The following is a 14,425-nucleotide window of genomic DNA, read 5'->3' on the forward strand; positions in this document are numbered from 1 at the left end:
TGCAGGTATAAAATTTAATAAAAAGTTACAGGAAAATAATGTTGAAAAGCTCATGGATTCAATGGAGTTCTCTCAAACTGAATTGAATCCAGAGCTAATTATTTAACAAAATATGCAGCTTTGGTTAAAACGTATATGAAAAATATATTCTGAATTAAAGGGAGAAACTCCCTTTAATTTTTACTTATTTTAAATAGTTTAAATCAACATCAACCGAAGTGAGTAAAAAAGCTTGTTATAATAGAATTCAGTTCAGGCTCACTAAAGTTAACCCAAGTTAAATAAGGAACGAAAAAAATCAAATTGTTTAAAAAATCAAGTTAGCTAAAAATTAATTTAACAAAAAAAATTAAATTCGGGCTATCTTTTCAGACAAATCTTTGTAATAATTAAAAAGTTCTTGCCCCCAGACAAGGGCGCTTTTCTCAAAACTTACCATTTCGTGGTTATAGTACCTTCCTTCTTTAGAGACCATGGAAAGGGAGAGGAAGCGATCGGTAACAATGCTGGAAGCAAGCTCAATTTTCTGGTCGCAAACAAAAAGGCCTGTGTTTTTAAGATTTAAGAATTTTTCCACATCTGCCCTGTAATCGGAAACTAATTTTTCATAAATTGGCCTTTCCAAAACAAGCGAGACTTCAATACCTCTGATTGCGAGATCCAGATAGAGACTTGGATACCCAGGGCGGAAAATTGAAGAAATCTCCATAACTGTCCTGGAGCTGTAAAGAGGATCCATAATTTCAGGAGGATAATCAAAAATATGGGTTTTCTGAGGTAAAAGCTCTTTACAACTCCCGAGTTCTCCAATCCTATCCAGTAGGTGAGGAGGAAGAGTCCGTAAATTCTGTCTTGCCCAATAATCATGGTTCTCGTCGAAAACCTGGAAAGTGGAGAGAAGAGGCTCCATTTTTGGGACAATGAGCTTTCCTTTTACAGAGAGACTGTAACAATCTTCTTCTTGCACCAGAAGCCCTTCCTTAAGCATGATGCGAATTTGAGCCATTATAGGACTGGAACTGACATTAAGTCCTTTCTTGATTTCTTCGATTGTCTTTGGCCCGTCCTTCAGAAGTAAAAGCAAATTTTTTCTTTTATCCGAAAAAAAAATTGTGTCTATTAACTGAAGTTCTGTACTCATTCAATTTAACTCCCTGAAAAGGATTCTGGAATAGAATCTGGATTTGGTTGGAAATTTAACTTTGAATTTACATATTTACTAATTACTTGCCGATTGGCTCACAAATTACCTTACAAACTGCCTTACGAATTGCCTTATTTATCAGTGCAGGCTGAGCAACATGGATTCCAGAAAAGTTTCGCTTTCTGCTGTACACATAAAGTTATCAATATATTGTTCGCTCTCGATCTGCCAGGCTGTTGATTTATAAAACTCAAAAAGCTCTTTTGCCCAGTTTATAGCCTCAGGTTCAGAACAGGACATGTAATCATAATAGAATCTCCCATTGCTGTCAAAGAGAGAGACCATCATCCCACGGTCTGAAACCATAAGTTCAGCCAGCTTGACCCCATCATTACAGACAAAAAGTTCAGTGTTTTGCAGCGTAGTAAATTTTCTTATTTTCTTTTCATAATTCTGCATAATTTTTTCGAGTACCGACTCTGTGAAAATAAGAGTGACATTTGACTCGAGCCTTGCAAGCCTTGTGTAAAGGGGAAGGAATTCAGGCCTGTAAAAGGATGAGAACACCATCAAATAACGTGATGAGGAGAAGAATTCCAAAAGTTCTGTACTCGGTTCAAAAATCTGGCTCGGATCGGGTTCAACCAGCTTGCAGTCCTTCAAGTCTCCTATTTTGTTGAGGAGATACGGGGGAATTCCACTTAGGTCGTGTTCGATCCAGTAATTGTCTCTCTCGAGTAAAATAAGGACATTGACAAGAGATTTAACTCTTTTAAAGACCTGATCTCCCATATCTGTCAATTCATAGCTGCCATTTTTTTGAATAACAAGGTCACTGTCCGTAAGCCTTTTGATTTGGGGTAAGATAGCCGTGGGAGAAACATCAAGGAGGGTTTTAATTTCTTCCATTGTTCTTGGTTCCTCTCCCAAAAGTAAAAGGAGATCTCTTCGTTTCTGGGAACGAAATACGACATCTATTAACTCATGCTGCATTCAAACCACTTCTATCGCATTTTTATGTAGATATAGGATTTCTGTATCATTTGACACTAAAATCTCCGCACGAAGACGGATGAAAATTCGAGTTCCAGTCTGATTCTGTACAACCTGAACAGGAAGAAGCGTTTGTGCCATATTACAGGGATAATCGATACACCCATTTATATAAAAGTATTTGGATGAATAATTTTAAACGCAAGAAAGTCTAGGCAACATAATTATGTGAGTTCCTGAAAAATTACAGGCATCCATAAAAACGATAGCTTAAGATGTATTTTGAAATCGTTAGTTTTTTTACTAACTAAAAGAATTAGAGGATGTAAAATTGAAAGAGTACAACATGAACATTGAAATTTTTGACCGGATTTATCTGAATAATCGCATTGTTCAAAAAAAATCATTATGTAATTTATCCACGCATTTAGAAGAAGTCTAGATGTTTAGAAGAGTGACTTCAAAAATTTAAGACTTGTTTATCAGGAAAAGAGATTGCAAATAATTCCAGGGAAAAAAGCTGTGTAATTACTTTAAAATTTCAGACCCCTTATTGCTCTGTAAAAACCAGAAAAAAATTTTCGTCGGTTATGGTATATGTGATAATTTCCCCTAATTATGTTGTATAAATGTGTCAGAATTAACGGACACGCAAATCAATCAAAAAGGAAAAGTTCCGGTAAGAAGAAGAAAATTCTTTCGCTAGTAGATACTGAGGAAATCTGGAGATAGAATCCAATAGAACGGACTCGTTGCAGATTTTTCAGATCTTAATACCCAAAAGAAATGACTTCATGGAGGGAAAGCCGGAACCTCACGATACCGAATATATCCGGGACTGTAGACCCGGTAACGGTAGAGATCTTTTTGCCAAAAACCAAAACGGAGGTTTAAAAATATGTTGGACTTTACAGAGGCAAGTCTGAAAAAGGTTTTAACCAGATACAATGTGGCTCTGGAAAAGGCAATGACGCCTGAAGAAGCCGCAGAAGAGATCTATCCTAAAGACGAACTGATCTACCCGATCGCAAAGGCCATCTTCGAGGGAGAAGAAGATGACGTTATCGAGGGTCTCCAAGCTGCAATCGATGCAGGCAAGGACCCAATTGCTCTTATCGATGACGCTCTCATGGTCGGTATGGGCGTTGTCACAAGACTCTATGATGAAGGTATAATTTTCCTTCCAAATGTCATGATGTCCGCTGACGCCATGCTCGAAGGTATCGAATTCTGTAAGGAAAACTCTGAAGCTGCCCCTGTAACCAAGGGAACTGTTGTCTGTCACGTCGCAGAAGGTGACGTTCACGACATTGGTAAGAACATCGTTACCGCTCTCCTCAGAGCAAACGGATACAGTGTAGTTGACCTCGGAAGGGACGTCCCTGTGGACGAAGTCCTTACAGCAGTTGCCGCAAACAACCCAATTATGGTCACAGGTACTGCTCTAATGACCACCACCATGTATGCATTCAAGGAAGTTAACGACAAACTCCTCGAGAAAGGATATAAGATTCCATTCGTGTGCGGTGGCGGTGCAGTTAACCAGGACTTCGTATCTCAGTATGCACTCGGCATATATGGTGAAGAAGCAGCTGATGCACCCAAGGTTGCTGACGCAATAGTTGCAGGTACTACAGATATCGCAGCATTAAGAGACAAATTCCACAAGCACTGAGGTGAGTTAAATGGCAGCAAAAAGATATACTTCAATGGCATACGCAAGCGCAGACGAAATGACCTTCGGCGTATCCAAATACCCGGTAAAGGCAGGCCTCGACCTCGAAATCGGTGCAGGCTACACAATTCCTGAAATTAATTATGCTCCAAGACCTGAAGCCGGTGCATCCAAGGAAAAACTCGTAAAGGAATACGAGAGGATCACCACTGACATTATGTCAAGGATGGTTCAGGTTGGTTTCCCAGCAGTTATTCTCGAAACCGAACACGTTCAGCAGATGTCCAACAACCCCTCCTGGGGAGCAGAAGTTGCACACGCCCAGAAAACTATCATGGAAGAGTTCCACGATGAATATGGAATAAAGTGCGCACTCCGCCACACCATTGGTGACATTCGTGAGAACAGAGATTTCCTTCAGCTCAGAGGCGACAAGTACTCCGTCTTCCTCGAAGCCTTCGAAGAATGCGCCAAGGCAGGTGCTGACCTTCTGTCCGTTGAATCAATGGGTGGTAAGGAAGTATTCGACTACGCAGTTCTCAGGAACGACATTGCTGGTATGCTCTACTCAATCGGCTGTCTCGGTTCCATTGACATGGAACTCATCTGGTCAGACATCTCCGCAATTGCAAAGAAGACCGGAACTGTCTCTGCAGGTGACACAGACTGTGCCCAGGCAAACACCGCAATGTTCATCGGCGGTGGACTGCTGGACAAGAACCTCGCCCACACCCTTGCAATCCTTGCAAGAGCAATCTCTGCTCCAAGGTCCCTCGTCGCATACGAATGCGGTGCAGTAGGCCCTGGTAAGGACTGCGGATATGAAAACATCATTGTTAAAGCCATTACAGGTATGCCAATGACCATGGAAGGCAAAACCTCAACCTGTGCCCACTCTGACGTAATGGGTAACCTGGTCATGCAGTGCTGTGACTGCTGGTCCAATGAGTCTGTTGAGTACCACGGTGAATTCGGCGGTACAACTGTTCAGTGCTGGTCCGAGTCCCTTGCATACGACTGCGCTCTCATGAACACCGCTCTTGAAACCAAGAACGACAAGGTTCTCAGGGACCTCCTTATGCTCTCCGACAGATACAGAGACCCACAGGCATACGTCCTTGCATACGACAACGCCTACAGAGTCGGTCAGGCAATTGTAAAGGACGGAGACAATATCTACCTCAGAGCAAAGAACGCTGCAGTCGAATGTTGCAAGATTGTCGAAGAAGGTGCAGCTGACAAGCTCGAGCTCTCCAGATTCGAAGCCAAAGCCCTCGCAGACGCAAAGGCAGCTCTCGAATCTCTTCCAGACGACATGGACAAGTTCATGGACGACTGTCTTACAAAATACAAGAGTGAAGTTAAAGTCTTCCTGCCGGAGAACTACGGCTTCTAAGCCGAATCCTCCGGTTCTCTTTTTCTTTTTGAGAACTAGCTTAGAATACACAGATTCGTTTATATTTCTCGCCGTCTTGGCCTTTGTTTTTGCATGACTTGTGTCTCCTCTGTATTCTCTGCACCCCTTATAATTTTGATATACTTGCGTTTTAGTTCAACCAGAACTTATAATCACAAGGACATGAAAACTCACACAAAGTTCCTTTTTATTATACACCAGTACTCTTAAACGCAAGCGTTGAGCCGCAACCGTTGAGCCGGTTGATCACGCCGGCCATTTCTTTGCGGGGGTTTTTCGCTCAAGCCTTTTTGAGCTTGCGGGCAAAATCTTTTAAGAAGATTTGTGGGATTCAGGCAGTAGGTTCAGAGTGGGATTCACCCAGTTAGCAGATTAATCAAAAATTAAATTAATATAAAGAATAATGCTACAAAAATAAGATAATTTTGACTAAATATAGTGAAATTAAATATTAGGACTAAAATATATTCCCAGAGAAGAAGAGCATATTTAATTTAATAATTACATAGAAAAAGGAAAAACATATATATAAGAGAGGAGTATCGATAATTAGTAGCGTGGGACAAAAAATATACGAACAGACTAAAAAACCGTGCCATCAGTAAGGAGTTCAGACAACTCTCCCATGTTACTTTCTTTCTATAATTATTGAATTTTCAAAATGATCCCGTTTTAAGAACTAATAAGTTAAATTTTACAGATGGACTCTGCTCCAGTACTTTCCCAATAAATGATAAAGCTCAAGTTTTTAGACTAGTTTTACTAGGAAAATTTCAATTATATGTTATTTATGAAACAAGCATTGTAATTTTCAGCTTTGGGAATATTCAATTTACATACTGATCCTGAGGTATTACCTATTTTCGATTGTTAAGATCTTTAGCTGTGATTTGTTCCGTAAATAGTTAATTTGAAGACTTGCCAGAGAACTAGATGGGCCTCGTGCTGTAAGAAAAATGCTTGAAAAAGAGTTTAGAGAAAAAACTTTATGAAAACCCTTTTCAGTTTCCGCAATACTTCTATCAACATGGCTGAGTGAAGAAAACAATCTGGAAAAAACCTATGATCATGTAATGAGGCTCTTCAGATAATCGAGAAGAGAAGCATGGTCTTCTAGCACAAGATCTGCATGCTCTATTTTTTTAGGCTCAAGCATACTTGCAACTGCAACACAGTAAAGCCCTGCTCTCTTGGCGGCAGTTATCCCCAAAGGCGCATTTTCAATTACTACACACTCGTTTTTTGTCAGGTCAAGCATTTCAAGGGCTTTAAGGTAAGGGTCAGGATCAGGTTTCCCATATTCAAGGTCGCTCCCGGTAATTATGACCTCAAAACAGTTCGAAAAATACTTATCAATAATTTTATTTATTGTATCGACATGAGATCCGGAAACCATAGCGAGCTTGAAGTGTCGTTTCAACTCCTTAAGGCAATCCAGAATACCCTCAAAAGGCTTTATCTGATCAAACTCAAGAACCTCACGTTTCCTCTCAGGCAGTTGATCTAAATGCCAAGGCTCAGGCTCTCTTCCGACCTTTTCAAAAATTGATTTAATTAACCTCCTGTTGTTTGAGCCTTCGAGCTCGTAAATATCCTCCCTAGTTATGGTAATACCAATTTCTTTGAAGGTTTTAACCCAGGCGTCGGCCTGGAAACGCATGGAATCTACAAGAACCCCATCCACATCAAAAATTATTGCTTTTAACATCTATTCAATAGATTGTTATAATCTATAATAAATATTATGAAAATCCAAGTTCAGAAAAATCTCTATATAGATAGATATCAAGTAGTAATCAGAATATTTTTTCCTTGATTGGACTTTTTCACTTGAAATACCTATAATACCTATCATACAGGTAACCACCTAGCCAGTACCCAAGGAGAGCAAAAATTAGTGTGCCTGGGGCGTAGATAGAAGGGCCTAATCCCTCAATGAGAAATAAAAGATTGAAAAATAAAAGATAAGAAATTAAAAAGATTAAAGATACAATTATCTTGACATGTTTCTTTTCCAGTCTCAAGTTTTATCTGAACCTCCTCTCCCCAACCTTAAAATCTGTAACTTATGGAATTAGACTTATTTACGGCTTTTAAAAAATTGATTGCCCGCAAGCCTTTTCAAAAAAGGCTTGAGCGAAAATTCAAGCAACGAGGTGGTCGGCAGATTATCACAAGCCTTTTCAAAAAAGGCTTGAGCGAAAACAACGTGGAGGCGTAATCAAACAGCGCAACGGTTGCGGCCGACGGTTGTAGCTCAACGGTTATAATTGATCAAAAAATTTCTTACTTTCTTTCTTCGCCTTTCTTGCCTTCTTCACCTTCTTTCTTGAAATTAAGAGAAACTGAATTAATGCAGTAGCGTTTTCCGGTTGGTACAGGGCCGTCTTCAAATACATGACCCAGATGACTTCCGCAGCGGGAACAGACTACCTCAATCCTGTTCATGAAATAACTGGTATCCTCTTTGAGCTTTACCCTGTCACTCGAAATCACATCATAGAAACTTGGCCAGCCGGTTCCGGACTCGAATTTTGTGTCCGAGGAAAAGAGTTCTTGCCCACAGGCAGCACAGGTGTAAACTCCTTTTTCCTTGTTATAGTACAGGTTGCCGGAAAAAGGCCTTTCCGTACCTTTTTGCCTCAGGACGTGATATTGCTCAGATGTGAGTACCTTTTTCCATTCTTCTTCGGATCTTTCGATTGCTTTCTGTGCCAGTTGTAAACCCCCTATCAATGTAAGTAGTTGTTTTAGAAATATTACTGTTTCTTCGATACAGGAAAAACCAATTGCGAATTCAGAAGTAGAGTCAATGTATGTGTATGGAATAAAATGATAAATTACATTTATAGAGATCCAATAAAAATTATACGCATAGAAATAAAATGACAAAAGTAGCTTATTATAAAGTGCGGTAGTCAGATAGAGATAATAAATAAAAAAAGAATTATATAATATTTGGTATAAAATAATATCTCTGGAATAGAACTTGTTGGTTTGAGTTAGCATGGGAAACAATCTGACAAGGGAGAAAGACTACAGTATAATAACCGCTGCATTTATCTTTATACTTCTTGCAGTAGTCTTTGTAGTTATCATTTTTAAACAAATTAACCTTGGAAAGTTTATCCTGCCGTTCTATCTCATAGTAATTGGAATGTTTTTCTTTGCTACAGCTATGGAATCCGAAAATAAACTAGGAGAATGGCTTGCTTCTTTGAGCTGGACATTTAATATGCTTGGTTTGGTTCTCTTTTATCAATACACAACAGGAAATTTGAAAAGCTGGATCTATATGTGGGCTCTAATCTTTCCCACCGGAATTGGACTGGGTCAGGTCTGTTACGGAGCTGTTAAAGCCAAAAAAGAGCCTATTGAGCGTGGAAAAGTCCTTATCCAGATAGGATTTGGGCTATTTATCTTTATCTTCGTAGTTTTCAAGCTATTTTTTCCAGTAATAGCACGAATGGATAAATAATACGTAGAAGATTGCAAGGAAAAGTAATGAAAAACAAGCATGGGTAAAGATAAGTGATACCAAAACATAATGAAGGAAAAATGGTTGAAAATCTAAGGAAAAACTCGAAGTTTATTCCTAAACATTCATTCGTAGCTGAAGTTGATAGAAAAATTATAGGAATCCTGAATATTATCCGAGATTCGAGTTTAAACTGGCAACTACATGGGGAATCACAGATCCTTTCGGCGCACCTGTTGAAGCATTTATGGTGCTGGAATTAAAAGGAAACTTGCTTAAAGGACACATCGGGTAGTATAAGATCCAGAAAAGTTTCTTGAGGCGTGAAAGAGAGAAATAAGATTCAAAAAAGGAAAAGCGATTTAAATGGTAAAAGCAGGCTTAAAAGGGTAAAAATTGGAAGTAAAAAGAAAAATAACAGGGGAGAAATCATATAAGTGGGATCAAGCTTGACTCGCCTCTTCTAAATTCAGGGCCAGACAGATGAGTAGTCGAGACCAATTTTCCGAGCTCTCTTGATTTTTCAAGCAGTCTGGGCCTGAAGGAGACTTCAAGATTATCCGTGCCAGCAGCAATAATGGTTTCTAAAACATCAAAACCTAGGTAGTAGAGAATTCCGGCTGTATATTCAAAATACGGTTTGAAGGCATCTCTGTCCGAACTTCCCTGGGAAAAAACAAGAATAAGTTTTTTATTATCAAGCCGGCTCGAAAAATCAGGTTTTAAGAAGGCTGTCAGGCGATCGATAAAGAGTTTAGTCTGAGCAGTCATCTGCCACATGTAAACAGGAGAGCCAAGTACAACAGTGTCTGCAGCCTGGATTTCCTGGTAAAGTTCCTGCATGTCATCATCTATCGCACAGCAACCAGATTCCTGGCATCTGCAGCAGGCATCACAACCCTTAATATTTAGAGAAGCTAGATTGTAAATTACTTTTTCTGCACCGTTTTCAGCAGCTCCGTTGAGAATTGCATTTACAAGCTTTGTAGTGTTTCCATTGATATTAGGACTACCCACCAATCCAAGAATTTTAATGCTAGAACCCCCGTTTAAATGTATAAAAAATCTAGACTTTACACAAAATTGGATAAAGTATAAATGATTGATTAACATAAAAAGATTTCTCTTATCTAAAAAGTAAGCTGTCCCGTTAAGCCATCAGGAAAAGAAAGGAGAAGAAAAAGGATGAAAAAAGATAAGTAAAAAGGATGAAAAAAGATAAGAAAAAGAGGATGAAGGGATAAAAAATTAAAAGGAGACAGAAAAGAAAGAATTATGCTTCTTTTAGCTTTTCTCCTGTTCTTCCTTGCTCTAATTTCTTTTTTAATTCAGTTTCTCTCAATTTTTGAATTTAACTCCTCTTTACTTTTAAAAGGGCGAAAGCTCCAAGCCCTGCAAGAATTACAGGGAGGGCGTTAAATCCGGGAATTGGAAACTCCTTCTCTTCTGGCTCTGTTCGAGGCAGTTCTTTATAGGTATTGTAATTAAAGATAGAGACGCCCATGAAAGCTGAATCATTGGAATAATAATCTACGAGGCCGGCAAAAAGTTTCTGTATTGAATATTTATCCTTAAAGCCTTCTTCAACAGAGATCTCTATAATTCCTCTTGAACCCGCCCCTCTTATCTCTCCCATTTCAAGGGCAATGGCATCAACAATACCTGAAACGGAATTAAGCTCTCCAGCTTCACCGGGATAAGCCCTTATAACAAATGAATCGACAAAAGGAGCAATTTCCTTCATTTGAGATGCAGTATAATTAAGTGGAAGGCTTGCTGAGATAGATAAGTTCTCTTCGGCCTCTTTATTTGCTGTTTCAAACAGTGTCTTGTAATCGATTTCGCTTTCGTCAGAATCTTTCCAGGCAGACGAGTTTATGTAGATCTCTATTCCATCAAAAGGAGCAAGGGACTTTTGATTATAACCAAGTACTGTATTAAGAGAATTTTGGCAGAGGTTACCAGCTCCCTTTTTTGTGCAATTTACATTTTCCAGAATCACGGCATGTACGGAAATTCCTTTTTCATGGGCCATTTTCACAAAGCGCTCGTATTGCCATACATCTTCGCTGTCTACACTAAGGAAAATCGTATCTATTCCCGAGGAGTTAAGTTCATTTACCAGGGAATAGAAATCAAACCCGTACGGGGAAGAAAGTCTGATTCCAGAGATCCCGATCGTGTATTCAGGAAATGAGAGTTCTGGAGTGCCTGTCTCGTTTTGGCTCAGGTTTTTCTGTGTTTGAGCAGCTTCCTCAGAAACAAAAGTTTCGGAATTTATCTCGGATTCAAGCTCGGCTTGAGGCTCGGAAATATTTTCAGAGCTGTTTTTAGAATAATCTCTCAAAGAGTTTTCAGAGTTGTTTTTAGAGATATTCTCAGAATTATCTCTCAAAGAGTTTTTAGAGTTAGTCTCAGAAACGCTTTCTGAAGAAACGTTACCTTCTCCCTGAGCCGAAATAATTTTTACCGTGGGCTCGGTTTCGACAAATTTCCGAACTAAGACGTAATCGACTGCCATATAGCCTGTGTTCTTCGAGGCGTCTTTGTAGGAAGCAGCATACAGGTAAATATGCATTGGGAAATTGGTTATCGAATCGTTTGAGGCGACGTCCATTCTTGGGTCACGGACACCGTTTTTAAACCAGGATACTTTGCGGGTATCGTTCTCCTCATACCAGGCAATTCCTGAGACATACCATTCTCCTTCAGGAACGTTGACGTCAGTGAGATCATATAGATTATTTTTTTCCTTCCTGTAAACTGTTTCCAGGTCTACGCGGCTTTCATTGGCAAGCTCGGTCTCATGCTTGATCTGATTTTTTCTACTGTCGACCTGGTCTATGAAACCCTGTTGCAGCACAGGCCCTCTATTGTCATCACCTGTGGTGACTTTCATTCTTTTGACCACAAAAATAGAATTAATTTCAAAATTTTCTTTGCTGTAGATCATAGAGGAATCATATGCATGAACCTTTGGAGCTGAGACATTGCAGATCCCATTTTTAACCTCAACCAGGCCTCCTCCCGCACTTTCAGCGTTCCAGTCAAGCTCGTTGAGGTTATTGCCCTCGAAATTATCAAAAAAGTCAAAAGTTTTTTCTCCATTGCTCATAGCTTCAGCCTCTGGGTCTCCATACCTCATGAGGATCTTACCGGTTTGATTTGCAGAGAGAGACGGAAGCCTGACCCAGATAAGGGCTTCTTCATTTTCAGGGTCCCAGGTTTCGATCCAGTAATTGAGCGTTCTATTTCCTGATGAGAATCGAATGTCTGAACCGTCACTTTTTGCCTCGGAGAAGTTAAAATTAGAAGAGTTCAAACTAACAGCGACAGGGTATCCTTGTAGGGGTTTACCGGCGTTTTCAGTAATTAGGATTTCCTTGGAGCAATCCCATGAATTTTCTTTTGTGGAAAGATCCGACGTGCCCGTAGCAGCCAAGGCACAGCCTGTTAATGAAAAGATGAAAAATACAGAGAAAATTACGTATACAATAGATCTTTTTGCTATCATTCAAAGCCTCTCGTAAACTCTTTATTAAACCCGATTGAGCATTAATATGAAAATCTTGATAGATAGTGATTATTTTCCTAAAAAGAATAAACCTTTTCATAAATTCCTGTCTAAAATAATAAAGACAATGATATTAGTAATTGTAATAAAAGAAAATCAAAAAACAATAAAATCCACAGAGATAAATCCGAAACAGTAATAAAGAACCTTTGCAATTACGGTTCCAATGACACTTCTATCCAGTACCGAACTGAAAAAACTTATACAGGCAAAACCTCCTTTGCTTGAAAATGCCATTGATATAGAAACTCAGATCCAGCCTAACGGACTTGAGCTTACCCTGAAAGAAGTGAAAACAATAGAAGGTTCTGGAGCTGTGGATTTTGATAATTCAGAGAGAAAGCTTCCAGATGGGGAAAAACTCGAATTTGAGAGCGACGGTTGGATTCACTTGCCTGCTGGGATTTACAAGGTGCTTTTCAATGAGATTGTAAATATTCCCATGAACCTGGCTGCAATTGCAAAGCCGCGGTCAACCCTTATTCGCTGCGGAGCTACCCTTGAAACCGCGGTATGGGATGCAGGATACAGGGGCCGTAGCGAGTCGATGCTGGTAGTTTACAACACTGCAGGCTTCAGGCTGAAAAAAGACGCCAGAATTATGCAGCTTTTATTCTATACCCTGGACACGGAAGTAGAAAAAGGGTATTCAGGGATCTATCAGAACGAGAACACAAAGTAAGTTATCAAAAAGTCTTTAAGTTTTTTCTAAATTATTTTAAACTTTTTATAAACTATTTTTTAAGCTATTTAGTCTCCGGCTCATGAATTAGATTCGTAGGAAGTGAGCAAAAGAAACCCTGATATTTGGGTCCTCAGAAATATACTGACAAAATATATATCATTAAATTCGTATATGCAGCTTATGAATGCAATAGGTAAATCCGTAAGGATGGAGCGTATATTCAATCGAAATACCGGTAACGCGATTATTATTCCTATGGACCACGGAGTTGGTGCTGGTCCAATTGAAGGACTTAAAAACCTTCAGGAAGCTGTAAACAGGGTAGCAGAAGGTGGGGCAAATGCCGTGCTCGGGCATATGGGACTTGCCAAATATGGACATAGAGGGTATGGACATGATGTTGGTCTTATAATCCACCTGTCAGCTTCAACTTCTCTTTCCGTTGATCCTAACCATAAAGTTCTGGTAACAACCGTAGAAGAAGCTATAAAAGTTGGAGCCGATGCAGTATCCGTTCATATAAATGTAGGGGCTGAAGACGAGTATGAGATGCTACAGGGGCTAGGCTATGTGGCAGGAAAGTGCGATGAATGGGGAATTCCACTCCTTGCAATGATGTACCCACGCGGAAAAAAGGTTCGCTCTGAATATGATGTGGATGTCGTAAAACATGCAGCTAGAATCGGAGCCGAACTCGGAGCCGATATAGTCAAGACAAATTATACCGGAAGCCCTGAAACTTTTAAAGAAGTAGTTGACGGATGCCCTGTACCTGTAATTATCGCAGGCGGCCCGAAAATGGACTCTGAACAGGAACTGCTGGAGATGATCGAAGGATCCCTCGAAGCCGGAGGAAGGGGTGTTGCCATTGGAAGGAATGTTTTCCAGTCTCAGGACCCAACAGGTCTTGTCCGGAGGATTGCAAAAGTAGTTCACGAGGGCGTAAGTGCAGAAGAATTATCGAAATTAGGCAAGCAAGCCTGAAGGTTAAAGGTCTGACAGGAAAAATAAAAAAGAAAAATAAAAACATGATTTGAAAAAAGCAGAAAAGAAAAAAATTAAAATTTGAACAGAGAGGATAAGGTCAGAGGAAATCGATTTCAATATTTCCAGTGGGAATAAAAGGGTTAGAATTTTCTTATAGGGAGAAACTCTTTATAGAGAGAAACTCTTCGAAAATATAAAGGATAAATAGACGCCGTAAATAAAAAACAAGGAACCTGAGTAAAACTCAAGTTAGATCTTAAGAATGAAACATCCTTGGATTAAATATTTTAAATTTCAAGCCCTTTATTCACTTAAAATCTCTTTTCATATTTTTTAAATTTAATTCCAGTTTCTAAATAAAATTTCTTCATTTCCTATTTTTAAAGCTGCTAGCTTAGAGTCTATCTAAACATGTTTTCATTTGAGAGCCAAATCTTTAAAGTATCCCTTAAAAATTTATATAATTGATTAT

At 39.3% G+C, this 14,425-nt stretch carries 13 protein-coding genes; 7 read left to right on the top strand and 6 right to left on the bottom strand.

All coding sequences use genetic code 11. The annotated features are described in order from the left end of the window. Nucleotides 1–349: 349 nt before the first annotated feature. Together BP549_RS00380 and BP549_RS00385 are read right to left on the bottom strand one after the other, a co-directional pair. Nucleotides 350–1,141, bottom strand: a complete 792-nt coding sequence (locus BP549_RS00380) for a helix-turn-helix transcriptional regulator (RefSeq protein ID WP_292377318.1) — start codon at nucleotides 1,139–1,141, stop codon at nucleotides 350–352. 141 nt (nucleotides 1,142–1,282) lie between these two features. After that, nucleotides 1,283–2,137, bottom strand: a complete 855-nt coding sequence (locus BP549_RS00385) for a helix-turn-helix transcriptional regulator (protein WP_292377320.1) — start codon at nucleotides 2,135–2,137, stop codon at nucleotides 1,283–1,285. An 898-nt stretch (nucleotides 2,138–3,035) separates the two neighbouring features. On the opposite strand from BP549_RS00385, the gene mtaC reads away from it, so the two are divergent. Continuing rightward, on the top strand, nucleotides 3,036–3,812 hold the full coding sequence (gene mtaC, locus BP549_RS00390) for a methanol--corrinoid protein MtaC (protein ID WP_292377322.1): 777 nt from the start codon (nucleotides 3,036–3,038) through the stop codon (nucleotides 3,810–3,812). Nucleotides 3,813–3,822: 10 nt separating this feature from the next. After that, complete coding sequence (gene mtaB, locus BP549_RS00395) at nucleotides 3,823–5,208, top strand: methanol--corrinoid protein co-methyltransferase MtaB (RefSeq protein ID WP_292377324.1); 1,386 nt, start codon at nucleotides 3,823–3,825, stop codon at nucleotides 5,206–5,208. A 1,087-nt stretch (nucleotides 5,209–6,295) separates the two neighbouring features. Here mtaB and BP549_RS00400 read toward each other — a convergent pair. Continuing rightward, nucleotides 6,296–6,937, bottom strand: coding sequence for an HAD family hydrolase (locus BP549_RS00400; RefSeq protein ID WP_292377325.1), 642 nt, complete (start codon nucleotides 6,935–6,937; stop codon nucleotides 6,296–6,298). A 360-nt stretch (nucleotides 6,938–7,297) separates the two neighbouring features. Between BP549_RS00400 and BP549_RS00405 the strand changes: the two genes are divergently transcribed. Beyond that, on the top strand, nucleotides 7,298–7,450 hold the full coding sequence (locus tag BP549_RS00405; RefSeq protein WP_292377327.1) for a hypothetical protein: 153 nt from the start codon (nucleotides 7,298–7,300) through the stop codon (nucleotides 7,448–7,450). Nucleotides 7,451–7,515: 65 nt separating this feature from the next. Here the strand turns inward: BP549_RS00405 and msrB are convergent, their stop codons facing one another. Then, nucleotides 7,516–7,947: a peptide-methionine (R)-S-oxide reductase MsrB gene (gene msrB, locus BP549_RS00410; protein WP_292377360.1), complete on the bottom strand. Its 432-nt coding sequence runs from the start codon at nucleotides 7,945–7,947 to the stop codon at nucleotides 7,516–7,518. Between the two features lie 289 nt (nucleotides 7,948–8,236). Here msrB and BP549_RS00415 point away from each other — a divergent pair, with 289 nt between their 5' ends. Further along, nucleotides 8,237–8,707 carry a hypothetical protein gene (locus BP549_RS00415; RefSeq protein WP_292377329.1) on the top strand — a complete coding sequence of 157 codons (471 nt, stop codon included), beginning with the start codon at nucleotides 8,237–8,239 and terminating at the stop codon, nucleotides 8,705–8,707. Nucleotides 8,708–8,760: 53 nt separating this feature from the next. Beyond that, a complete protein-coding gene (locus BP549_RS00420) occupies nucleotides 8,761–8,970 on the top strand; it encodes a hypothetical protein (protein WP_292377331.1) in 210 nt (69 codons plus the stop codon). 166 nt (nucleotides 8,971–9,136) lie between these two features. On the opposite strand, the gene BP549_RS00425 is transcribed toward BP549_RS00420, so the two are convergent. Both BP549_RS00425 and BP549_RS00430 read right to left on the bottom strand, forming a co-directional pair. Continuing rightward, nucleotides 9,137–9,820, bottom strand: a complete 684-nt coding sequence (locus BP549_RS00425; RefSeq protein WP_292377332.1) for a flavodoxin family protein — start codon at nucleotides 9,818–9,820, stop codon at nucleotides 9,137–9,139. 238 nt (nucleotides 9,821–10,058) lie between these two features. Continuing rightward, nucleotides 10,059–12,221, bottom strand: coding sequence for a DUF2341 domain-containing protein (locus BP549_RS00430; protein WP_292377335.1), 2,163 nt, complete (start codon nucleotides 12,219–12,221; stop codon nucleotides 10,059–10,061). A gap of 226 nt (nucleotides 12,222–12,447) precedes the next feature. On the opposite strand from BP549_RS00430, the gene BP549_RS00435 reads away from it, so the two are divergent. After that, nucleotides 12,448–12,963, top strand: coding sequence for a deoxyuridine 5'-triphosphate nucleotidohydrolase (locus BP549_RS00435; RefSeq protein WP_292377336.1), 516 nt, complete (start codon nucleotides 12,448–12,450; stop codon nucleotides 12,961–12,963). 183 nt (nucleotides 12,964–13,146) lie between these two features. After that, nucleotides 13,147–13,950, top strand: a complete 804-nt coding sequence (locus tag BP549_RS00440; protein WP_292377362.1) for a 2-amino-3,7-dideoxy-D-threo-hept-6-ulosonate synthase — start codon at nucleotides 13,147–13,149, stop codon at nucleotides 13,948–13,950. Nucleotides 13,951–14,425 lie beyond the last annotated feature (475 nt).

Source organism: Methanosarcina sp. UBA289 (assembly GCA_002496565.1).
Lineage (GTDB): Archaea > Halobacteriota > Methanosarcinia > Methanosarcinales > Methanosarcinaceae > Methanosarcina.